We start from the raw sequence: 21,614 nt of genomic DNA on the forward strand, positions 1-21,614 counted from the left end.
ATATGATGATCTCACTACTTTAACGGTATAGCGAAACGGCAGATAGTACGCGCTCCACGACCAAGGAGTAGCACATGCGTATCTTTCTGACCGGCGCGACCGGTTTCATCGGCTCGGCGCTCACGCGTGAACTCATCGACGCGGGCCACGACGTGCTCGGCATGACGCGTTCCGATGCGGGCGCACAAGCGCTCGTCGAAGCGGGCGCGCAGGTGCATCGCGGCACGCTCGAGGATCTGGATAGCCTGCGCAACGGCGCGGCGCATGCGGACGCGGTGATTCACACGGCGTTCGATCACGATTTTTCGCGCTTCGTCGAGAACTGCGAGAAGGATCGTCTCGCGATCCGCGCGCTCGGCTCGGCGCTCGCGGGCTCGAACCGTCCGCTCATCATCACCTCGGGCACGGGCATCGGCGGCGGTCATCATGGCGAGCCGGCCAGCGAGGACGTCTACAACACGAGCCATCCGAATCCGCGCATCGCATCCGAAATGACGGGGCAGGAACTGCTCGACGCGGGCCTCGACGTGCGCGTGCTGCGTCTGCCGCAGGTTCACAACCCGTATCGGCAAGGGCTCATCACGCCGCTCGTCGCCGTGGCGCGCGAGAAGGGCGTGTGCGGCTATGTGGGCGAGGGCCAGAACCGCTGGCCGGCCGGTCATCTTTCCGACGTGGTGCGCCTGTATCGGCTCGCGCTCGAAAAAGGCGCGCCGGGCGCGCGCTATCACGCCGTGGGCGAAGAGGGCGTGACGAGCCGCGCGATCGCCGAGTCGCTGTCGCGCGCGCTCGGACTGCCGGCTGTGTCGATCGCGCCCGCCGAGGCGGCGGCGCATTTCGGCTGGATGGGGATGTTCGTCGGCATGGACATGCCTGCGTCGAGTGCCCTCACGCGCGCGCGGCTCGGCTGGCAGCCGGTCGGCCCGACGCTGATCGCCGATCTCGACGAAGCGCGATTCGTGTAACGGAGAGTTGGGCTGCAATACGTATGATGAATGCGGTATCGACTTCAATATGATTCGGCATGCTTATCGATTGTTTTGAGGTCGGCGGCTGGGTTTTCAGGCCAGCCGTACCGCTTCGGCGTGCGCGGCGCGCGACTGCATGCGCGTTCAGGAGAATGCTTTCCATAACTTCCCTGGTATTACAAATCTTCAGAGTCAGATGCGGAAAGAACCCGTAACGCTGCGTAAACAAGCTGCGGATGAATTCTGGAAGCATAGGAATCAGCTTGTTGTTTTTGTTTGATTGCCTGATGAAGAGAGTTTCCATGAAGAAGTTGCTGGCGCTGGCAGGCGCGATTGCAGTGGCGGCCGCGCTCGGCGGTTGCTGCGTGTGGCCGTTTTGTGGCCCGGGTGCCTGGGGTCCTGGCGGTGGTCCTGGTGGCGGTGGTGGTGGTGGTTTCGGCGGCGGCCCTGGCGGCGGTGGTGGCCCGCACGGCGCGATCGTCGTGCCGAACGCGAACCGCGTCGCCTGATCGACCTGACGCGCGCACGGCGAACCGGCCACGCAAACGTGGCGGTTCGCCGTGCGCGCATCCTCCGATGTTGCAGTCACGCAGGATGTTGAGGACAACTTGAAAGCATCGCAGCTAGGCGTAGCGATCATCACCCTGAACGCCGGAAAGCATCTGGCGAAATGCCTGCAATCCGTGCGCTTCGCCGACGAAATCGTCGTGCTCGACAGCGGCAGCACCGACGACACTCTGGACATCGCGCGGCAGTATGGCGCGCGCGTGATCGAAACCGACTGGCCCGGTTTCGGCGCGCAGAAGAATCGCGCGATCGAGGCCTTGTCCACGCCGTGGATCTTGTCCATCGACGCCGATGAAGAGGTGTCGCCCGAACTCGCGCAATCGATTCGCGAGGCGATCGCCCAGCCCGATCAAGTGGTCTATGCCGTCGACCGGCTATCGAGTTTTTGCGGCCAGTGGATCTATCACTCGGGCTGGTATCCCGACTGGATTCCGCGCCTGTTTCCGCGCGACGTGGCGCGTTTTTCGACCGACCTCGTGCACGAGCGCGTGGTCTACGACGCACCGTCGCGCCGCCTCACGGGCAAGCTGATGCACTACTCGTACGACGACGTCGGGACCGTGCTGCGCAAGATGGATCTGTACTCGACGCTCGGCGCGGAGCAGCGCCGCGCGAGCGCGAAGCGCAGCAGCGTGAGCAAGGCGCTCGGGCGTGGCCTGTGGGCGTTCGTCCGCACGTATCTGCTGCGCCGGGGTTTTCTCGACGGCCGCGCGGGGCTCGTGATCGCGGTGTATAACGCCGAAACCGTCTATTACCGCTTTCTGAAGCTCGCGCGTCTCGGTGCACCGTGACGGGCGACACGAAGATCGGCGATCGATTCAAGTCGGTCGCCGATTTTTTTGCGCTACATCTGCAACTAACTGCCTAGCGCGGCCAGCATTGCCCAATTGGAACCGACGTCAACCGACAGGTTTGCCGAACGCACGGCAAGCAACAGCGGTGCCTTCAGTGTGTTCGAAATCGACCGCGAGCGCGGTCGATGTTCACATTGCGTTGAAGCCTCAGCGCCTTAACGCAGACGCTCGGCCCACGCGGCAACCTCATCGCCGCTGCTGATCTTCGGATCGACGAGCCCGTCGATCATGAAAGTCGGCGACACGTGGATGCCGTTCTGACGCGCGTATTTCGCGTGCCATTTCACTTCGCTGTCGAGTCCGGGAATCGCGAACGCTTCGCGCAGCGCAAGGCCGCTATAGCGTTCGATACGCGCGATGATGTCGTTGGGCGTCGCGTCCATGTTCGGGCCGCCGCAATGACGCTCGAATTCGAATTCCTCGCGATGCGCGGCCACTGCGGCCAGCACGGCTTTCGCGTTTTCCTTGCCGCCCGGCAGCGTCGACGCCGCCAGGATGCAGCGCACGATCACACCCGAATACATGTGCCACGGCTGCGATTGCAGGCGGATCTTGACGGTGATGTTGTCAGCGCCGGCCGCTTCGAGCAGGGCGTCGAGCTTGCCGAATGCGCGCACCGAATACGGGCAGGTCGGTTCGAGAAAGACTTCGAACACGCGCGGGCCGTGGCCCCAGGTGAGCGGATCGGCGCGCCAGGCGGGCGTGGCGGAAGCGGGTTGCGTCATGGTGATGTTTTCCTTCGAGGATAAATGATGTCGCGCGACGTGCAAGCCGTGCACGTCGCGTACTGTCATGGCTTTATTGCTGCGGCAACGGGAACAGCGTGTCGTCGCGCACGACGTATTGTTTCTGGAAGCCGGGGCGCAGCATGAACGCGCCGTACCAGTCGATCGACGCGGGTTCCTTCACGGGGCTCGCGGCCGGGCCGTAGCTCGACGCGAGCTTCGGATCGCCCTTGCCGAGATAGTGCGCGATCTGCGGGAACGGATAGATCGGGCGGCTCGCGAGCGCCGGCTGATTCGGGATCGCCACGGGCGGCAGCGCCGCGTGCGGACCCATGCCGCTACCGCGTCCGTCACTGCCGCCTTGCGGGCCGTCCATCGGCGGCGCGCCGTGCGCGGCGCTCGCACTGGCAGCACCAGCGGCACGAGAGGCACCAGAGGCACCCGGCGGCGGCCCGAAGCCGCCCGCGCTCGACGCGATGCGATCCGCGTGCAAACTCGCGGGCGCGGTGCCGCGCTCGACCCACGACATCAGCGGGCTCAGCGTATCGACTTGCGCGAAGCCGTCGCCGCCGCCGCAATGGCCCACGCCCGGAATCATGAAGAGGCGCAGGAAACGGTCGGTCGCGGCGGTGCCCAGCTCGGCCTGCACGGCGCGATAGTAGGCGATGGAGATCATCGGCGCGATCGAGAAGTCGGCCCAGCCGTGCCACATGATGAGCTTGCCGCCGCGCGCGGAGAACGCCCGCAGATCGGGATTGGTCGCGTCGTTGAGCGGATGCAGTTCCTGCATGCGCGTGAATTGCGCCGTCGTGAACGGGAAGGTCGTGGCGCTCGATTCGGCCTGCGAGGGCGCGAGATTGACCACCGGCACCATGCTCGTGTAGAGCGCTTCGGACATCACGTGCGCGTTGGCGTCGCGCGGCACGAACGAGCCCCACATGAGTTCCGAGCCGGGTTCGAGGCCGCCCGGCAGGAAGCGATGACCGGCGGCGTCGGTCGGTCCCGCGTAGATCTTCTGGGCCACCGACCATTCGGCGGGCGTGAGGCAGTGCGCGGTATCGGCCGCGCCGCTCTTGCACGCGACCCAGCTTTGTTGAACGCGGCACGCGCGCGGATCGCTCAGCAGGCCGTCCTTGACACCGTCGAGCGTGTCGCAATGCGCGATCACCGCGTCGTGCAGCACGCGCAGCTTCGGCGCGAGCAGGATCGGCTTGCCGTTGCGGTCGCGATTGGCCGCCACGGTCCACGCGTGGAAGAACGAATTCTGGATCTGGAACAGCATCGCGGGCGCGCCCGCCGAAATGCCGTCGAAGTCCTCGGGATAACGCTGCGCTTCCATCAGCGCTTCGCGGCCGCCATCGGAACAGCCGGAGAAATACGCATAACGCGGCGCGACGCCGTAAAACGCGCGCATCAGCGCTTTCGACGCCAGCGCCGTCACGTGATTCGCGCGATAAGCGAAATCGATGCGCTTTTGCGGATCGGCGGCGAACGCGCTTTCGTCGGGCGAACCCATGCGGCCCGTGTGGCCCATGTCGGTGGCGGCGACGGCGAACTCGCCGTCGAGCGCGGGGCGGCAATCGCCCGCATTGCCGATGCTCGCGTTGATCTGGCCGCACAGGCCGCCGCAGCCGGCCTGGAGATAGCGTTGCGTCCACTTCTGCGTCGGCAGGTCGAGCTTGAAGCCGATCGACGGCGCGATCGTGCCGCTCACTTCGCAGAACTCGCCTTGCGCGGTGTTCACGCGTTTCGTTTCGATCGCGACGGCGGCGCCGACCGCGGCATCGAGCTTCGTTTGGGCGAGCGCTTCGCAGCTCAGCACCGGCGCGACGACGGGCAATGCCGTGCCGGGATCGGCGAGGGCGGGCGCCGCGCGCAGCAGCGCGAGCCCCGCGAGCAGGACGAGCGCAACGGCGAACGCGGCCGTGCGACGGGTAAGTAAAGGTAAGGACATGGCGTTCATCGAAAGAGACGGGAAAAAAGCGGGAAAAAAAGCGGGCGCGGCGGACGGCCCGCCGCGATTTCGGAACCGTGTTCTTAGCATCTTTTTCGTTTCGATGGCGCGGGTTCGGCGGCCCGATCATGACAATCGATGACAGGATAAGCAGAAAGCATGGCATCCCCGAATGCGGCGCGGGTGATGCAGGCAATGCAGGCAATGCAGGCAATGCAGGCAATGCAGGCAATGCGCGAAGGCGTGCGTGCAATATTTTCTCTAGCGCGCGAAAAAATTGTCGCGGTCGTGACGCTGGCGGATCTTGAACAGAATCCTTCGCTTGCGGCCAACGAGTTGCCGTACACAACGCGAAGGCGCGGTCGATGTCTACAGTTGGAATCGAACCTTCGGCGCAACGGCGACGGTCGCGGCGCGTGAAATTATTTAGCCATGCTGAGTGTCGTGCAAGACTTGCGATCAGCCGCGCTCGCCGCGTCCTCCACGTATCGTCGCCGTATAACCGAGCAGGCCCAGCACGGGGCCGGGCACGAGCAGCCAGGTCGCGTCGAGTCCGATATGGCCGAACAGCGCGGTCGTGGCCGCGATGGACACGACCGTGATCGCGAAGCCGATGGAATTCTGGATCGCCAGCGCGCCGCCCACGGAGCCGGGCGGGCACGCCTTCGCGGCGAGCGCCGAGAACTGCGGCGAGTCGGCTACCACCGTCGCGCCCCACAACAGCAGCAGCGCGCCGAGCGCGGCGGGCGGCAGATGACGCCACGCGAGCGAGAACGTCAGCGCGCACGAACCCGAAATCGCGAGCGCGCCCAGGGCGATCCGCGCGCTGCCCGCGCGCCTCGATAACGATCCGCCGATCAACGTGCCGATCGACCCGATACCGATGATGCAGAACGCCACGCCCGACACGCCGAGCCGGGGAAATGCCGCCGCGAGCGCGGTGCGCGAGACCAGCAGCGGCACTGTCGTCCAGAACGCGTAAAGCTCCCACATGTGGCCGAAATAGCCGAACGTCGCCGCGCGAAACGGGCGAATGCGGAACATCGACCACGCGCTCGCAGCGACAGGCGCGCGGGCCGCATGGTCATGGGAGGACGAAGCGTGTGCGCGTACGCGCGTGTGCGGCCCGTCGCCGAGCGAGCCGACGAGCGCCGCGCCGAGCAGCGCAAGCGCCGACGACGCCGTGATCACCAGCTGCCACGGAAAGCCCGCGCCGACGAGGCGCATCGCGTGCGGCAGCGCCGTGCCGAGCGTCAGCATGGCGACGAGTTGCGCGAGCGCCTGGCCGGTTTTGTCGGGCGCCCAGCTCACGATCAGCTTCATGCCCATCGGGTAGATGCCCGCGAGGCACACGCCCACGCAAAAGCGCAGCGCGCCGCCGCTCAGGAGTCCGCCCGCGAGCCACGCGAACGCGAGATTGAAGCCCGCGCCGGCCACCGCGCTCAGCACGAAGATGCGGCTGGCGGGGTAGCGGTCGGCCGCGCCGGTCGAGGAGATCGTCAGCGTGCCGAGGATGAAGCCGATCTGCACCGCGCTCGTGAGCCAGCCGATATCGGCGGCAGTGGCATGCCAGATGCGCATGAGGTCGGCCGCGGTGCTGTTCGCGCTGAACCACAGCGAGGTGCCGAACAGCTGCGCGATGGCGATGGTGCCGACGGCGCCCGGCAGGCGCGGCGCGCGTTGGCGCAGCCCGGGCCGTTCGGGTGGCGCGGGCCGTTTGCGCGCGAAGGTCGAGTTCATGGGCTGCGTGAGTCCGGTATGCTTCCGGGGATCGCGCGCCGGCCTGCGTGCCGCTGCCATGCAGGGCACGGCGAAGTGGAGTAATGCGGCGAGGCGCGAGGAAGCGGGGTAAAGCGGGATAACGCGGGCGTAAAAATCGGGGCAGCGATGATTCATGATAGCGAGTCGGGCACGCGCCGGATGGCGTTTTTGTCGTCGATTCGGCAGACAAAAGCGGGCCGGCCGGCACGTCAAACGCGTCGAAATTACGCCTTGAAGATCGCGGGAGCGCTTTATAAAATGCGGCCCCACTATCTGCGGCGACGTCATTCAATTGCGTGAATACGTCCCCGTTCCCCCGGCTTTTCCGCCAATTAACTTTGGGGTCGAGCGCCGACAATTTTCATATTGCGGGGAGCTCGGCTCACCACCGATCGGCGAGCGGTCTTCGTCGATCGTCAACTTTTCTTAGCGTTATCGAGGCGGATATGTCTAGCAGCAGCATTGCGATCACCGACGAACTCGTCGCTGAAATCGCGGACCGGATGGCTGAAGATGGCCAGACGGTGTCGCCCGTGGCCATCTGGTCGGAAGTGCATACCGGTTCGGTGGTCTCTGTCGCCGCGTCGCTGCGCAAGTGGCGCGAGGCGCGTGCGCCGCGCGTGCCGCAGGTCAGCGAGCGTCCGACCTTGCCCGATGCCGTCACCGAAACGATGCGCGACGCGCTCGACCGTCTGTGGACGTCGGCGCAGGATGAAGCGGAGCGCGCGGTGGCGCGCCGTCTGGTGTCGATGCGCGAGCGCGTCGAGGATGCGTGCAGCGAGCGCGACGACGCGCTGGCCGAATTGCAGAACACCGTGCAGGAACTGGATTCGCTGCAAGTCCAGCTGGATCGGATGACGAGCGCCTACGAAGCGAAGGTCGACGCCGGCAGCGGTCTGGACGAAGACATCGCACTGGCCGTGCAACGCACCGATGCCGCCGAAAAGCGCGTGCAGGAACTGACAGAGCGCGTCACGACGCTCGAAGCCGAGCTGGAGCAGGCCGTTTCGGAGTTGTCGGCGGAGCGCGCGGCGCGCGAAGCCGCCGAGGCCGAGGCCGTGCGCCAGGCCGAGATCGCCGCAGCCGCTACGGCCGCTGCGCAGCAGATCGTGGCGGAACACGCAGCGGCAGCGGAACGCGCGGCGGCTGAGCAGGCTGCGGCGCAAGCGGCGGCGGAACAGGCAGCGGAAAAGGCCGCAGCGGACCAGGCGGCGGCAGAACAGGCCGCAGCCGAGCAGGCAGCAGCGGAACAAGCGGCAGCCGAACAAGCCGCTGAGCAGGCCGCAGCTGAGCAAGCGGCGGCGGAACAAGCCGCGGCGCAGGCCGAAGCGGAGCAGGCAGCAGCCGAGCAGGCCGCAGCGGAAGAAGCCGCCGCGCAAGCCGCAGCCGAACAGGCCGCAGCGGAGCAAGCAGCGGAACAGGCCGCAGCCGAACCCGCCGTCGATCACGAAGCCGAACGTGCGGCGCTGGAAGCGGAGCATGCGGAAAAGGTCGCGCGTCTGGAAAGCGAACTCGAATCGATCCGCGCCGCGCTGCAAGCCGAGCAGGATGCGCACGCCGCGCGCCGCGACGAAGTCAGCAGCGCACAAGCCGAGCGCGATGCCGCCGCCAGCGAACTGCACAACGTGCAGACGCAGGTCGCGAGCCTGACCGAAGAACGCGACGCGGGCGCGACCGAAATCGCGCGTCTGTCGGCGAGCGTGACGGAAGCGCAAGAGCGCGCGGCCGAACTCTCGCAGCTCGCGGAATCCGCGGCAGCCGAAGCGGCGGCCAACGCGGCTGCGATCGTCAAGGCCGAACAGGAAGTGCAGGAAGCCGCATCGGCGGCGCAGCAGGACACGGCAGCGGTCGAGGCGCTCGAAACGCTGAAGGCGCAGGTCGCGCAGGAAGCGCAAACGCACGCCACCGCGATCAACGAAGCGCGCGACAACCTGAAGAAGTGGGCCGACTACGCGAACGGCCTGAAGCAGCAGCTGATCCAGTCGAACGAGCAGATGATGCTGATTCACGCGCGCGGCGTGGGCGAAGCGTCGCTGAGCCGCCGTCTTGCCGGCGAACTCAGCCAGTTCAAGCCCGAGCACGAACTGCTGCGCAAGGAGTTCCAGCAGCGCGTGATCGTCGAGGCGATCAGCGCGCAGCTTGAGGCGCAGGGCTATCGCTACGACGCATCGACGGGCACGGTCACGAAGCTGAACGCCGAGAACGCAACGGCATGATCGTGAGGCGGTAACTCGCTCATCGACGAAAAACGCGCGGATCGCTCCGCGCGTTTTTTTTCGTCTCGTCCAAACGCAATTGCCGCGTCTACTTCGCCTTGTAGCCGTCCGTGAGCGTGCCGATGAACGCGATGATGTCCTGAATATCCTGATCGGACATCGCGGGCGGATCGGTGGGCTTGCGGTCGAACGGCGCATCGGCGTAATCGACGTTGCCTTGCCACGCCTTCGGAATGTCGTTGTAGACCTGCACCTTGCCCGACGCATCGCGCGGATAGATCTTGCCCGGATCGGTATTGCGCAGGTTGTAGAAGTCCATCACCTGCTTGAGATCGTGATAGACGCCGTTGTGGAAGTACACGTGGCGATTCGCGCTGTTGCGCAGCGTCGGCGTGAGGAACATGCCGCAGTATTGCGTCTGCTTCGCGAGGTCCTGGCGGATCGGCCCGCACAGCCCGAGGTCGAAGAACTTCGGATCGCGATTGACCTCCAGACGCGGATTGCGCGGCACGCCGAGCGCTTCGTATTGCGTGTCGGTAAAGAGCGGCGGCAGGCCGTCGGAGGTCGGCTGGCTCAGGTGGCAGCCGGCGCAATTGGCCTTTTTCGGATCGTTGAACAGGCGCAGCCCGCGCAGTTCGGCGTGCGTGAGGCGCGCCTTGCCTTGCAGCCAGTCGTCGTACTTGCTGGTGAAGGCGTGGAAGTCCGGCTCCTCGAATTCGTAGCGGCCGACCGCGAACATCGCTTCGGCGGTCAGCAGGCTCGGATTGTCGAAAATGCGCGGGCCGAACAGCTTGCGGAACACGTCCGAGTAGGACGCGTGCGCGAGCTTGTCGGCGACCGTGGCGGCATCGGGATTCGCCATTTCGGTCGGATTGAGCAGCGGCCCGAGCGCCTGGCGCTGGTACGAATCCGCGCGGCCGTCCCAGAACAGGCCGCCCACCGGCACCATCGCGACGGTCGCGGGCGTCGCGCCCGCGACCTTGTCGGCGCGCTGCGTGCCCTTCGCGGCTTGCGCGAGCGCGTTGAAGTCGGGCGGCGCGGCGGCGTCGGCGGCATCGGGACCGATGCTGAACGGCGCCTGGCGATACAGATAGGCGAGCGAGGGCGGCGGACGGTAGCTCTGGCGATCGAGATTCGGGCCGCCGAGCTGCGTGTCGAGATCGTTCGGCGGACCATAGCCGCGCGTCGCGCTATGGCAGGACGCGCACGACTGCTTGCCCGACGCGGACAGCGACGTGTCGTAAAAGATCTGCTTGCCGAGTTTCGCGACCGCGCTCAGCGGCGCCTGCGGCGGCAAGACGAGTTGCACGGGATGCGGATTGGCGCCGGTGAGGTCTTCCACGGCGTCGCCCACGGCGGCGGGCATGCGTTCGGGATAAGCGAGGGCATAACCGGCGATCGTGCCCGTCGCGGCGAGCACGACCGCGCAGCCGGCCAGCAGGCGTCGGCGCACGCGCGAGTGGTTGGCTCCTGGCGGCCCCTTGGGCGCGGGGGAATCGGCGGAAGGGGACGGTCGGTACGGTTGCGTTGATTGCGTCGACATTGGCGAGTGATGAGCGATGCCCGCGAGGCCCGGCGAGTTGCTGCAAGTTGCTGCGAGTTGAAGCGAAAGCCGGGCGATGAATCGGGTAAAAAAGCATCGGTCCGACCGTGGCCGGACCGATGCGCAAGCGCGTCCCAACGCTGCTTCAGGCGATGCAGGAATGCCGGGACGCGCGTCGATGGTCGAACGTTGCGCGAGGTAAGACGTGCTGCGCGCTTAGAGCGACGGCCCCGTGATGGCGGCGGGCGCCGACGAGAGCTGCGTGCCCTTGTTCGAGTCGAGATACAGCGGCGCGATCGGCGACGTGCTCGCGAAGTTGAACAGGTTCATGATGCTGCCCGCGTTGGCGTCGTTCGAGCCCTGGCCGATACGCGCGCCGCCGAGCCAGTTGTCCTCGATGAAGCGCACGACCGAGGACTGCGTGACCACGGTGGTGCCGTCGACGAAGTTCGCCTTGGCGTACGGCGAGATCACGAGGAACGGAATGCGCGTGCCCGGACCGCAGCGGCCGTTGACGGCGCCGCCGTTCACGCCCGCGCCCTGCACCGCGCCCGTGGCGTTGCAGACGCCCGCGCCGTTGAGCTGGTCGGCGCCCGTCACGGCCGTCTTGGTCGTCTGGCCCGTCGTTTCCGCCGAGGTCGAGTCGAACGAGGACGTGGTCGGCGCGATGTACTGGTGGTCGTACCAGCCGTCCGAGTCGTCGTAGGTCACGATGACCGCGGTGTTCTTCCAGTCGGGCTGCTGCTGGAGGAAGTTCACGACGCTGGTGACGAACGACTGCTCGTCGAGCGGATCGGAGTTGCCCGGGTGGGCGTCGGCGACCGCCGGTGCCTTCAGGAAGCTCACCGACGGGAAGTTGCCCGCCTTGACCGCCGTGAAGAAGTCGTTCACGTCGTACTGGTGATGCACCGGCGTGGCCGTGTTGTCGAGCGGATCGGTGTAGCCGATCGCCGCCACCGACGACGGACGCGTATGCGCGAGGTTCTGCGTAGTCGTGTAGTACTGGAACCAGGCGTGATGCTGCACGTAGTCGTTTTCGCTCGCGCCGAGCACCGACGAATACGTCGAGCGGCTGCAGCCCGTCGTGCCGTTTGCGTTCACGGTCTGCAGATTGAAGCCGCCCATGAAGCCGCCCCACGTGACGCCGCTCGAATTCAGCAGATCGCCGATGTTCTTCGAGGTCATCGCCGCCGTCGTGCTCGAACCGGCCGCGAGCGTGCAGGCGTCGCCGGTCGGGTCGAGGTCGCCCACCAGCGTCCAGCCGCCTTGCAGGTCGTACACCACGTCGGTCGACGGGCTCGTCGTCGCGCTGCCCGTGACCACCGCGCCGCTCGACGTCACCACGGCGCCGTTGTGCTGGCCCGAGACCACCGAGATCGCGCCCGGCGTCGACGGACCGTAGGTGTCCGTGTAGGCGTTGTCGCTCATCGCGAAGTGCTGCGCGTAGTTCCACAGCGCGGTCACGGTGTTGCCGTCGAAATAGCCCATCACGAGGCCCGGCTCGCCGAACGTGTTCGCCGAACCCACCGCGTTATTGCCGGTGTTCAGCGGATACAGGTCCATCTTGCCGTCGTCGGCGGCGAGCTGTTCCGGCGTGTAGTTGTGGTTCTGGCTTTCCGTGGCGGCCTGCGAACGGTCGAGACGGAACGGGTTGATGTTGGTGCCCGTTGCGTTCTTCGTGTTCGCCACCGTCGGGTTGTTCGTCAGCAGGGCGGACGTCAGACCGTTGACGGTCGGCGTGCCCGCCGCCGCGGTGAACGTCGGCTCGCCTTCGGGGTTCTGCGCGTTCGGATAGGTGCCGAAGTAATGGTCGAAGGACTCGTTCTCGCCGAAGATCACCACGAGGTGCTTGATCGGCGTGGCCGTCGCAAGCGCATCTTGCGGCGACGCGGCCGTCGTCGAGCTGGACGGCGTGTTGTTGCTGCTGCCGCAGGCCGCGATCGTGGCGACCGCCGCTGCGAACGAAATGGACAGCAAGGCTTTTCTGGGATGCATATCGCGCGCTCCTGGATTTTAGTATGGCGCTTCGTCTTATTGGGTTGAAAGCAGAGAGTGGGTCAATTGCAATAATCGCAATCGAAATGCTTTGAGGCGCCGTCAAAGTGGCCGCATTGAAACATTCGAGTGTGAAACTTTTATAAAGAATTCCGAATATCCTGTAGGCGGATTTCGGCGATTATTGCGCGCGATAAAGGTAATGGGCGTGGCTTGCGCCGGGCATGGCGCAGGGAATTGAAAGCAGGCGGCGGAAGGCTTGAGAGGCGGGGTTTACAGCGTGAAAAACACGATTCGATGAACGATGGTCGTTCGATCGGGAATTAACTCTTTGATATAACTGTCCGAATTGACTAATCCGATGCTGAAATAAATCGTAAAAATTCTGTTATTAATTGATTGAAATATTTCAATTGCGTTTCTGATGGATTTCATTGCGCTTTTGATGCGCGCGGACCATTGCCGGTTTTGAAACCGGCGCGTGCGTGAGCGCCGGTAATTTTTTGTTATCCAGTGCTCAGCCTATCCGGTCAGCGACGCGGCGACGGCCTTGCGGAATGGCGCGAGATGCGAGGCCGCGCGCAGCATGACGTTGCGCGCGAGCCGCGCGGGCAGCGTGCCGTTGGTGTAGATCTCGGTGATCAGGCGCGTCGCCATGAAGAGTGGCCGCGTCGCGCGCCGATGGCGGTTCTCGTAGCCGCGCAAGACGTCGAACGCGCCGATATCGCCGCCCTGACGCTGCGCGGCCATGATGCACTCGCGCAGCGTTTCGACGCTTGCGAGGCCGAAGTTGAAGCCGTGCGCCGTGACCGGATGCATGCCCACCGCGGCGTCGCCGACCGTGGCGAAGCGCGTCGCCGCGAAGCGCTCCGCGTACACCGAAACGAGCGGATACAGATGCCGCGTGCTCACGAGCCGCATCGCGCCGAGCCGCCGCGAGAAACGCCGTTCGAGGTTCACGCCGAACGCCTCCGGGCTCAGCGCCGCGAGTGCGCCGATCTCGTGCGCGGGCAGCGTGAGCACCACCGACGACTGATGCGCGCCGCTCGGCGCATGCGCGTTCATCGGCAGCAGCGCGAGCGTCTGGCCGTAGCCGAACCATTCCCACGCGGCCTCGCGATGCGGCAACTCGTGCGTCATGCGGCACACGAGCATGGTCTTGCCGAAGTCGTGCAGATCGGCGGCGATGCCCATCATGCGGCGCGTCGGCGAAAAGCGGCTGTCGGCGGCCACGGCCAGCGCGCCCGTCAAGACCGCGCCGCTGTCGAGCGTCACGCGCGCCGATTCGGCGTCGGTCTGCACGGCGCCGACCGTTTCGCCCGCGATCAGCGTGACGTCGCCGTGCGTGGCAATGCTCGCCTGGAGCGCGTCGAAGGCCGCCTGGCGGATCACCTGATTGGCGACGAGCCAGCCCAGTTCCGCGTGCTCGCGCGAGTCGCTGCCGATTTCGAGCGCATGCGTGGAGAGGCCGTTGAAGATTTTCGCGGCGCGCATCGGCGAGCGCGCGTCGGCGTCGATGCGCTCCCACAGGCCGAGTTCGCGCAGCAGGCGCACGGATTTTTGCGTGAGCGCGATTTCGCGGCCGTCGAACGCGGGCGCCGCGATGGCGTCGAGCGGCTGTTGCTCGACGAGGGCGATGCGCAAGCCGCGCCCGCTGAGCGCACGCGCGAGACACAGACCGGCGGGGCCGCCCCCGACGATGATGACGTCGTGATTCATGGACCTGTTGTGCGGAGGGAGTGAGCGGAAAACGTGGAAGGGAAACCGGCAACGAGGGCGCAACGGCGCTTCAGACGACCGGCGCGACGCCGGTCTCGCGCATATGGCCGATCATCATCGAATCCATCGTCTTGACGTGAAACGCGAACCACTCGCGCAATTCGCCGATCAGGCGGCGGCCGAGATCGAAGCGGGCGTTGTCGGCGATTTCCGCGCGCACGAGGCCCGCGATCTGCAACACGTGGCGATGCTGGCCCGCATGGCAATGGCGCGGCCCGAAATCGAGCGCCTCCATCCAGCGTTCTTCCTGCGCAAAGTGCTCGCGCGTGTGGTCGATCCAGACGTCGAGCGCGGCGACGAGTTCAGGGTCGGGCGCGTCGTGCGCGAGGTCGAGCAGGCGCACGAATTCGGTGTGCATGGCGTCGGTGACGGGCTCGCCGAGTTGCAGCTCGGGAGGCAAAAGCGTGGGAGTGGGCGCGACGGGCGGGGTCATGAAGTGCGGCGAAGCGAGCGCTACGGCTGTCTCGGGGAAATTATCAAGATAGCAAGGCGGCGCCGCTTGCCCGATGATCTCGCGCAAGTCGGTTAAAGGATGGGGCTGCGGCAAATGCGTCCCGTGTGTGTCCCGTGCGCGTCCCGTGCGCGTCCCGTGTGCGTCCCGTGGGCGGCGGCGCACTGCCATCGTGAAATGACGTCGCTGTAATTTTGACCAGCTATCATCCGGGAAAACCCGGGCCGTTCGCCGCGCGTCGTACCCTCGACGCTGGCTGACGCGGCCCGGACGTACGCCTCGCCGGGCGCACGCTGGACCGGAGATCCCGGCATGGCGGCGCATCCGGCGTCCTCTCATTGCCGGGCTTCGCGCCCGGACGTCGGATACGGCCACAAGCCGGATGCCGACACGCACGGATATCGTCGACCATGATCGCCGCCGCCTGTTCACGCGCCTTCAATCGCGCGCTGCTCCACGACCCCGAATTCGCGCGCCTGCGCGGCGCCGCGCGCTCGACGCTCGCGAGCCTGCTCACGGCCGGCCTCGGCGTGCCGTGGGCGCTCCAGCATCATCAGACGGCAACGCTCGCCGTGCCCGCCGCGCTATTCGCGATGATTGCGCCGCTATTTCTGCGCGAGGCGGGCCTGTCCGGCTGGCTGGTGTCGCTGCTGATGCTGGAGTTCTGCGCCTGCGCGGCCTTCGCCGCCGCGGCGACGGTCGCTTCGCAGCCGATGCTGCGCGATGCGGGCTCGCTGCTCGTCGTGTTCTTCGGGATGTTGTGCCAGACGCTCGGCGCGCGCGCGGTGGGCGCGGCGCTGCTCACGCTGGTGGCGTTCTATCTCGGCTTGTATCTGCATCCCGTGGATGCGCGGCTCGTCGAGATGCTGGGCGGCATGGCGCTGGCGTCGCTCGTCGTGACGTTCGTGGGGCGGGTGGTGTTTCCGGTGGAGCGTGCCGGGGAGCGGCCGTTGCCTTCGTCGCCGACCTCATCGTTCGTGCGCGGCTTGCCCGCGAGCGTCGCGGCGGTGCAAGCGCGGATCGAAGCTGCGCTGCGTCTCGCCGCCGATGTGATCGTCACCGGGCGGCCCTCGCAACGGCCGCTCGGCGAATTGCTCGCGCATCGGCTGCACCGGCTCGCGTGGCGTCCGGCGCTGGTAGCAACCGTCGCGGCGCTGCTCGCGATGCTGGCGGGCAGCGAACTCTCGGAGGACCGCGCGATGTGGGCGGTCATCAGCACGTTCGTGGTGTTTCTCGGCACGACCTCGCATCAGGGCACGCGCGCGCGCGTGATGAAGCGCATCGCGGGCACGCTCACGGGCGCGGCGGCGAGCGTGCTGCTCATCGGCGCATGCGGGCACGCGCCCTGGCTGCTCGTGGCCGCGATGGCTTTATCGGTGTTCGGCTGGGCGTATTACATTCTTCACGCCTACGCGCGCGGCGTGTTTTTCATCACGATGCTGGTGGGCCTCGTGTATGGGCAACTGGGTTTCGCGATCGTGCCGCTGGCGCGCTTGCGCATCGAGGAAGTGCTGGCCGGATGCTTCATTTCGCTCGTCGTGGCGATGCTGCTGATGCCGTCGGCGAACGCGCACGCGGCGGTCGCGCGCGAACGGGCGTAATGCGTCGCTTGATGGACGCGAGGCATAAAAAAATAGCGCCGCAGGCATGGAGCCTGCGGCGCTATGGGCATGCCGCTAAAACGCGAAGCTGGAAGCAGAACAACGGCGCGAATCTACGTTGCCGCGATCGCGCCGTTTCCGCTCATCGCGCTTAGATCTGCACGCTGTCGGCGACTTCCTTGAAGTCTTCGATCTTGTCGAAGTTCATGTACTGATAGATCTTGTCGCCGTTGGCGGTGAGCACGCCCATGTCGGCCATGTACTCTTCCTTGGTCGGGATCTTGCCCAGACGCGAGCAGATCGCCGCCAGTTCCGCCGAGCCGAGATACACGTTCGTGTTCTTGCCCAGACGGTTCGGGAAGTTACGCGTCGACGTCGACATGACCGTCGCGCCTTCGCGCACCTGTGCCTGGTTACCCATGCACAGCGAGCAGCCCGGCATTTCGGTACGCGCGCCAGCCGTGCCGAACACGCCGTAGTGGCCTTCTTCGGTCAGCTGCTTCTGGTCCATCTTGGTCGGCGGCGCAACCCACAGCTTCACGGGGATGTCACGCTTGCCTTCGAGCAGCTTCGATGCGGCGCGGAAGTGACCGATGTTGGTCATGCACGAACCGATGAACACTTCGTCGATCTTCGCGCCGGCGACGTCCGACAGCGTCTTCACGTCGTCCGGGTCGTTCGGGCAGGCCACGATCGGCTCATGCACGTCGGCCAGATCGATTTCGATGACGGCGGCGTATTCCGCGTCTGCGTCCGGCTGGAGCAGTTGCGGGTCGGCCAGCCAGGCTTCCATCGCCTTGATACGGCGTTCGAGGCTGCGCGGGTCTTGATAGCCTTGCGCGATCATCCACTTCAGCAGCGTGATGTTGCTGTTGAGGTACTCGATGATCGGTTCCTTGTTCAGGTGCACCGTGCAACCGGCAGCCGAACGCTCAGCCGACGCATCCGACAGTTCGAACGCTTGCTCGACCTTCAGGTCGGGCAGGCCTTCGATTTCGAGGATACGGCCCGAGAAAATGTTCTTCTTGCCTTGCTTGGCGACCGTCAGCGTGCCTTCCTTGATGGCCCACAGCGGAATCGCGTTGACGAGGTCGCGCAGCGTGACGCCCGGCTGCATCTTGCCCTTGAAGCGGACCAGCACCGATTCCGGCATGTCCAGCGGCATCGTGCCGGTGGCGGCCGCGAAGGCGACCAGACCCGAACCTGCCGGGAAGCTGATGCCGATCGGGAAACGCGTGTGCGAGTCGCCGCCGGTGCCGACGGTGTCGGGCAGCAGCATGCGGTTCAGCCACGAGTGGATCACGCCGTCGCCCGGACGCAGCGCGATACCGCCGCGCGTGCTGATGAAGTTCGGCAGCGTCTGGTGCGTCTTGACGTCGACGGGCTTCGGATAAGCGGCCGTGTGGCAGAACGATTGCATGACGAGGTCGGCCGAGAAGCCGAGGCACGCCAGATCCTTCAGTTCGTCGCGGGTCATCGGGCCCGTGGTGTCCTGCGAGCCGACCGAGGTCATCTTCGGTTCGCAGTACGTGCCCGGGCGCACGCCCTGGCCTTCCGGCAGACCGCACGCGCGGCCAACCATCTTCTGCGCGAGCGAGAAGCCACGGCCGCTGTCGGCCGGTTGTTGCGGCAGGCGGAACAGCGTCGACGGCGCGAGGCCGAGCGCTTCACGCGCCTTGGCGGTCAGGCCGCGGCCGATGATCAGCGGAATGCGGCCGCCGGCGCGCACTTCGTCGAACAGCACGTCGGACTTGACCTGGAATTCGGCGATCACGGCGCCGTTCTTCAGTGCCTTGCCTTCGTACGGACGCAGTTCGACCACGTCGCCCATTTCCATCTGCGACACGTCGAGTTCGATCGGCAGCGCGCCGGCGTCTTCCATCGTGTTGTAGAAAATCGGAGCGATCTTGCCGCCGAGGCACACGCCGCCGAAGCGCTTGTTCGGGATGAAGGGGATGTCTTCGCCCGTGAACCAGAGCACCGAGTTGGTGGCCGATTTACGCGACGAACCCGTGCCGACCACGTCGCCGACGTAGGCGACCAGGTGACCCTTTTCCTTCAGCGATTCGATGAACTTGACCGGGCCGCGCTTGCCGTCTTCTTCCGGCGTGATGCCGGGACGCGCGTTCTTGAGCATCGCGAGCGCGTGCAGCGGGATGTCCGGGCGCGTGGTGGCGTCGGGAGCCGGCGACAGGTCGTCGGTGTTGGTTTCGCCCGTGACCTTGAAGACCGTGATGGTCAGGCTTTGCGGGACTTCCGGGCGGCTCGTGAACCACTCGGCGTCGGCCCAGCTTTGCAGGACGGACTTTGCGTTGGCGTTGCCCTTGTCGGCGAGTTCCTTGACGTCGTGGAACTGGTCGAACATCAGCAGGGTTTTCTTGAGCGCGTCGGCAGCGACGGTGCCCACGGCGGCGTCGGCCAGCAGTTCGATCAGCGGGGCGATGTTGTAGCCGCCGAGCATCGTGCCGAGCAGTTCGGTGGCGCGCTCGCGCGAGATCAGCGCGCAGGCGGTTTCACCCTTGGCGACGGCGGCCAGGAAGCCGGCCTTCACGCGCGCTGCTTCGTCCACGCCAGCCGGCACGCGGTTGGTGATCAGATCGACCAGCGTCTCTTCTTCGCCTGCGGGCGGATTCGTCAGCAGTTCCACCAGCTCGGCGGTTTGCTGAGCCGTGAGAGGCAGGGGGGGGATGCCGAGCGCGGCGCGTGCGGCTACGTGAGCACGAAAGTTTTCAAGCATGGGGGACCTGCTGTATTGCGTTTCAGGGGAAGGCGTTCCAGACACGCCGAGGCTATTCCGGGCACTACCACTACTTTGACCGCGATTCTAATCCTTGAGCCGTCTATCGTCAAATGTCTTATGTCTTATATAAGAGTTGGACGGCGGAGCAGTCGGGCGCGATGAAGTCTGCTGAATCGCCGGGTGATCTTGAGGGAAACGGCCAGGTTGGGGTAGGGCGTTGTTGTATAAGGTGTTTTTTGCGATCTGGATGAATGGCGATGAACGCGGAGCGCCCGTCGTGAAGGGGTTTGCGCGCGATTCAAGATCGGAATCCAGAAAGGATATTTACCGCGCGGGCATGTTATTTCACGATGTGGGATGCGATGTGGGGTGCAATGCGGCCGCGTTTGGGGAGGCCAGCGAGGTTCAGAGATCGCCGCGCACTTCGCCCGTGCCCAGCGCGTTGCGCTGGCGGTTGACCTCGGCCCAGAGTTCGTCGCTGTCGTCGTCGCGCAGCACGATGATCCCGTCCAGCTGATCGCCGGTCACGCCGAAATAGTCCTGGAGTTCCTGGCGCACCGCATCGATGAACTGCGCGTACTCCGGGCTTGCCTGGGCCTGCGCGTGCAAGGCGTCGTATTCGGCATCGTCCGCGCCGCCGCCGTGCTCGTCGATGTAGCGCGTGATCCATTGGTCGCGCTCGCGGTCGTAGTCGGCCTCGGCGCGCATCGCCTGCACGGCCGTGTAGATATCCAGTTGGGCAAATGCGGCAATCGCCGCCGTGGTGGCCGCGTCGAATGTCGTGGTCATGTTATCTCTCATCGTTGAGTGCGCCGCTCATCGGACGCCGATTCGCGGTACTTCGTCGGTCCGTGATCCTACCGCGCGCGCAGTCGAACGGCGAGAACGCCGACGATCGTCGCGGCATGGCGCGGGCGGACGATTGCTGACATCCGATCGCTGACCGTGGCGGACTTTCGCGCCACGCGCGCCTCGCCTAATCTGATGGGATCAAAGACACAACACGGAGACGCGCATGTCCCTGCAGATCGACGACCTTCCTGCCGCCATCCGCGCGGCGAAGCGCGAGTTGCGCGAGCGGCTGCCCAACTATCGCGAGATATGCGCGGAAGTCGAGGCGGACATGATCGCGCAGGCGGAGCACATCGCGGCGCTGCGCGAGCGCGGCGAGCCGGTGATCCCCGAAATCCGCTTCGACGATATCGCGGCGAATCGCGTGAGCGCGCAGCAGATCGCGGCCGTGAAAGCGCGTGGCGCGTGCGTGATCCGCAGCGTGTTCGATCGCGCGCGCGTCGAGCAATGGGACCGCGATATCGCCGACTATGTCGAGCGCAACCGGCTCGACCGGAAACTCGAAAACCGCGCCGAGGATAAATACTTCGGACAACTGGATTCCAGCAAGCCTCAGATTTACGGCGTGTACTGGTCGAAGCCGCAAGTGCTCGCGCGCCAGTCGCGGGAACTCACGCAGGCGCGCGTGTTTCTGAACCGGCTCTGGCGCAGCGAAAGCGAAGGGCGCGTGCATTTCGATCCCGAGCGCGTGCCCGTTTATGCGGATCGTCTGCGGCGGCGTCCGCCGGGTTCGGCGTCGCTCGGCCTGTCGGCACATTGCGATGGCGGCTCGGTGGAGCGCTGGATCGAGGCGAATTTCCGCAAGGTCTACCGCGAGGTGTTTTCCGGCAACTGGCGCGCCTACGATCCGTTCGACGCGGCGTGGCGCACGGAGGTCGAGGAAATCGGCTCGCCCGCGGTCTGCTCGATGTTCCGCACCTTCCAGGGCTGGACCGCGCTGACACAGCAAGGTCCGGGCGACGGCACGCTGCAACTCGTGCCGATCGCCAACGCGATGGTGTATATCCTGCTGCGCGCGCTGCAGGACGATATCGCCGACGACGACTTATGCGGCGCCATGCCGGGTCGCGCGCTGTCGATCAAGGAGGCGTATCACGCGCCGCTGTTCCGGGCGCTCTCGTCGATACCGTTGATGCAGCCGGGCGATACGGTGTTCTGGCACAGCGATGTGATTCACGCGGTCGAGGACGCGCATCGCGGCAACGGTTACAGCAACGTCATGTATATCGCCTCGCTGCCCGCGTGTGCGAAAAACGACGCCTATTTGCGGAGGCAATTGCCGAGCTTTATCGACGGCAAGAGTCCGCCCGATTTTCCGGCCGACCATTTCGAAGTGGATTTCGCCGGGCGCGCGACGCTCGACGATCTTAGCGAACTGGGCCGCGCGCAGATGGGGGTTGGGCTTTGAAAACGGGGCTTTAAACGCGCGACGCTGGCGGCAGCATGCGCGGTGTTTTCTTGCGCTGGAGCGTCTCGCGAGCGGCGAAAAGATCGTCGCGGTGGCGCTCGATCACGGCTAAACGAGCCAGAGCGCGTTTGCCGCGATGTTCAAGCGCCGTTTCGGCATGGCGCCGTCGGCGTTCTATCTGTGAAAGGGCGTGATGCCGATGG

16 protein-coding genes and 1 pseudogene are annotated in these 21,614 nt (G+C 65.7%); 8 read left to right on the top strand and 9 right to left on the bottom strand.

All coding sequences use genetic code 11. The features are described 5' to 3' along the window. The first annotated feature begins 74 nt into the window (after positions 1 to 74). From U4Y88_RS01615 to U4Y88_RS01625, 3 genes are all read left to right on the top strand, one after another. Entirely contained in the window at positions 75 to 962 is an 888-nt protein-coding gene (locus tag U4Y88_RS01615; protein ID WP_321781755.1) for an SDR family oxidoreductase, read from the top strand. A gap of 239 nt (positions 963 to 1,201) precedes the next feature. Next, on the top strand, positions 1,202 to 1,474 hold the full coding sequence (locus U4Y88_RS01620; protein WP_321781757.1) for a hypothetical protein: 273 nt from the start codon (positions 1,202 to 1,204) through the stop codon (positions 1,472 to 1,474). Between the two features lie 99 nt (positions 1,475 to 1,573). Beyond that, complete coding sequence (locus U4Y88_RS01625) at positions 1,574 to 2,323, top strand: glycosyltransferase family 2 protein (protein ID WP_224005695.1); 750 nt, start codon at positions 1,574 to 1,576, stop codon at positions 2,321 to 2,323. Between the two features lie 218 nt (positions 2,324 to 2,541). On the opposite strand, the gene U4Y88_RS01630 is transcribed toward U4Y88_RS01625, so the two are convergent. After that, positions 2,542 to 3,111, bottom strand: coding sequence for a thioredoxin (locus U4Y88_RS01630; RefSeq protein WP_310631545.1), 570 nt, complete (start codon positions 3,109 to 3,111; stop codon positions 2,542 to 2,544). Positions 3,112 to 3,184: 73 nt separating this feature from the next. Beyond that, positions 3,185 to 5,065, bottom strand: coding sequence for a tannase/feruloyl esterase family alpha/beta hydrolase (locus U4Y88_RS01635; protein WP_321781759.1), 1,881 nt, complete (start codon positions 5,063 to 5,065; stop codon positions 3,185 to 3,187). Between the two features lie 159 nt (positions 5,066 to 5,224). Between U4Y88_RS01635 and U4Y88_RS01640 the strand changes: the two genes are divergently transcribed. Continuing rightward, a complete protein-coding gene (locus U4Y88_RS01640; protein WP_321781761.1) occupies positions 5,225 to 5,485 on the top strand; it encodes a hypothetical protein in 261 nt (86 codons plus the stop codon). Between the two features lie 39 nt (positions 5,486 to 5,524). On the opposite strand, the gene U4Y88_RS01645 is transcribed toward U4Y88_RS01640, so the two are convergent. Beyond that, entirely contained in the window at positions 5,525 to 6,805 is a 1,281-nt protein-coding gene (locus tag U4Y88_RS01645) for an MFS transporter (RefSeq protein WP_321781763.1), read from the bottom strand. Positions 6,806 to 7,272: 467 nt separating this feature from the next. Here U4Y88_RS01645 and U4Y88_RS01650 point away from each other — a divergent pair, with 467 nt between their 5' ends. Continuing rightward, positions 7,273 to 9,042, top strand: coding sequence for a DNA-binding protein (locus U4Y88_RS01650; RefSeq protein WP_321781765.1), 1,770 nt, complete (start codon positions 7,273 to 7,275; stop codon positions 9,040 to 9,042). An 88-nt stretch (positions 9,043 to 9,130) separates the two neighbouring features. Here U4Y88_RS01650 and U4Y88_RS01655 read toward each other — a convergent pair whose 3' ends face one another. The 4 genes from U4Y88_RS01655 to U4Y88_RS01670 form a co-directional block, all read right to left on the bottom strand. Continuing rightward, complete coding sequence (locus U4Y88_RS01655; RefSeq protein WP_415774378.1) at positions 9,131 to 10,585, bottom strand: cytochrome-c peroxidase; 1,455 nt, start codon at positions 10,583 to 10,585, stop codon at positions 9,131 to 9,133. Positions 10,586 to 10,801: 216 nt separating this feature from the next. Beyond that, positions 10,802 to 12,580: an alkaline phosphatase family protein gene (locus U4Y88_RS01660; RefSeq protein WP_321781767.1), complete on the bottom strand. Its 1,779-nt coding sequence runs from the start codon at positions 12,578 to 12,580 to the stop codon at positions 10,802 to 10,804. Between the two features lie 522 nt (positions 12,581 to 13,102). Further along, positions 13,103 to 14,299 carry a 5-demethoxyubiquinol-8 5-hydroxylase UbiM gene (gene ubiM, locus U4Y88_RS01665; RefSeq protein WP_321781769.1) on the bottom strand — a complete coding sequence of 399 codons (1,197 nt, stop codon included), beginning with the start codon at positions 14,297 to 14,299 and terminating at the stop codon, positions 13,103 to 13,105. Between the two features lie 70 nt (positions 14,300 to 14,369). Next, a complete protein-coding gene (locus U4Y88_RS01670) occupies positions 14,370 to 14,792 on the bottom strand; it encodes a hemerythrin domain-containing protein (RefSeq protein WP_321781771.1) in 423 nt (140 codons plus the stop codon). A gap of 428 nt (positions 14,793 to 15,220) precedes the next feature. Between U4Y88_RS01670 and U4Y88_RS01675 the strand changes: the two genes are divergently transcribed. Then, complete coding sequence (locus U4Y88_RS01675) at positions 15,221 to 16,411, top strand: FUSC family protein (protein WP_321781773.1); 1,191 nt, start codon at positions 15,221 to 15,223, stop codon at positions 16,409 to 16,411. A gap of 151 nt (positions 16,412 to 16,562) precedes the next feature. Here U4Y88_RS01675 and acnB read toward each other — a convergent pair whose 3' ends face one another. Both acnB and U4Y88_RS01685 read right to left on the bottom strand, forming a co-directional pair. Then, the gene (gene acnB, locus U4Y88_RS01680; RefSeq protein WP_224005755.1) at positions 16,563 to 19,148 is read right to left on the bottom strand and encodes a bifunctional aconitate hydratase 2/2-methylisocitrate dehydratase; all 2,586 of its coding nucleotides are present in this window, start codon (positions 19,146 to 19,148) and stop codon (positions 16,563 to 16,565) included. Positions 19,149 to 19,556: 408 nt separating this feature from the next. Then, positions 19,557 to 19,940: an ATP-dependent protease gene (locus U4Y88_RS01685; RefSeq protein WP_224005758.1), complete on the bottom strand. Its 384-nt coding sequence runs from the start codon at positions 19,938 to 19,940 to the stop codon at positions 19,557 to 19,559. A 226-nt stretch (positions 19,941 to 20,166) separates the two neighbouring features. Between U4Y88_RS01685 and U4Y88_RS01690 the strand changes: the two genes are divergently transcribed. Beyond that, positions 20,167 to 21,411, top strand: a complete 1,245-nt coding sequence (locus tag U4Y88_RS01690; protein WP_321781774.1) for a DUF1479 domain-containing protein — start codon at positions 20,167 to 20,169, stop codon at positions 21,409 to 21,411. A gap of 19 nt (positions 21,412 to 21,430) precedes the next feature. Beyond that, positions 21,431 to 21,595, top strand: a pseudogene (locus tag U4Y88_RS01695) (helix-turn-helix domain-containing protein); the annotation flags it as partial. Positions 21,596 to 21,614: the final 19 nt, after the last annotated feature.

The organism is Paraburkholderia sp. J94 (genome assembly GCF_905220285.1).
In the GTDB taxonomy this organism is placed as follows: domain Bacteria; phylum Pseudomonadota; class Gammaproteobacteria; order Burkholderiales; family Burkholderiaceae; genus Paraburkholderia; species Paraburkholderia tropica_A.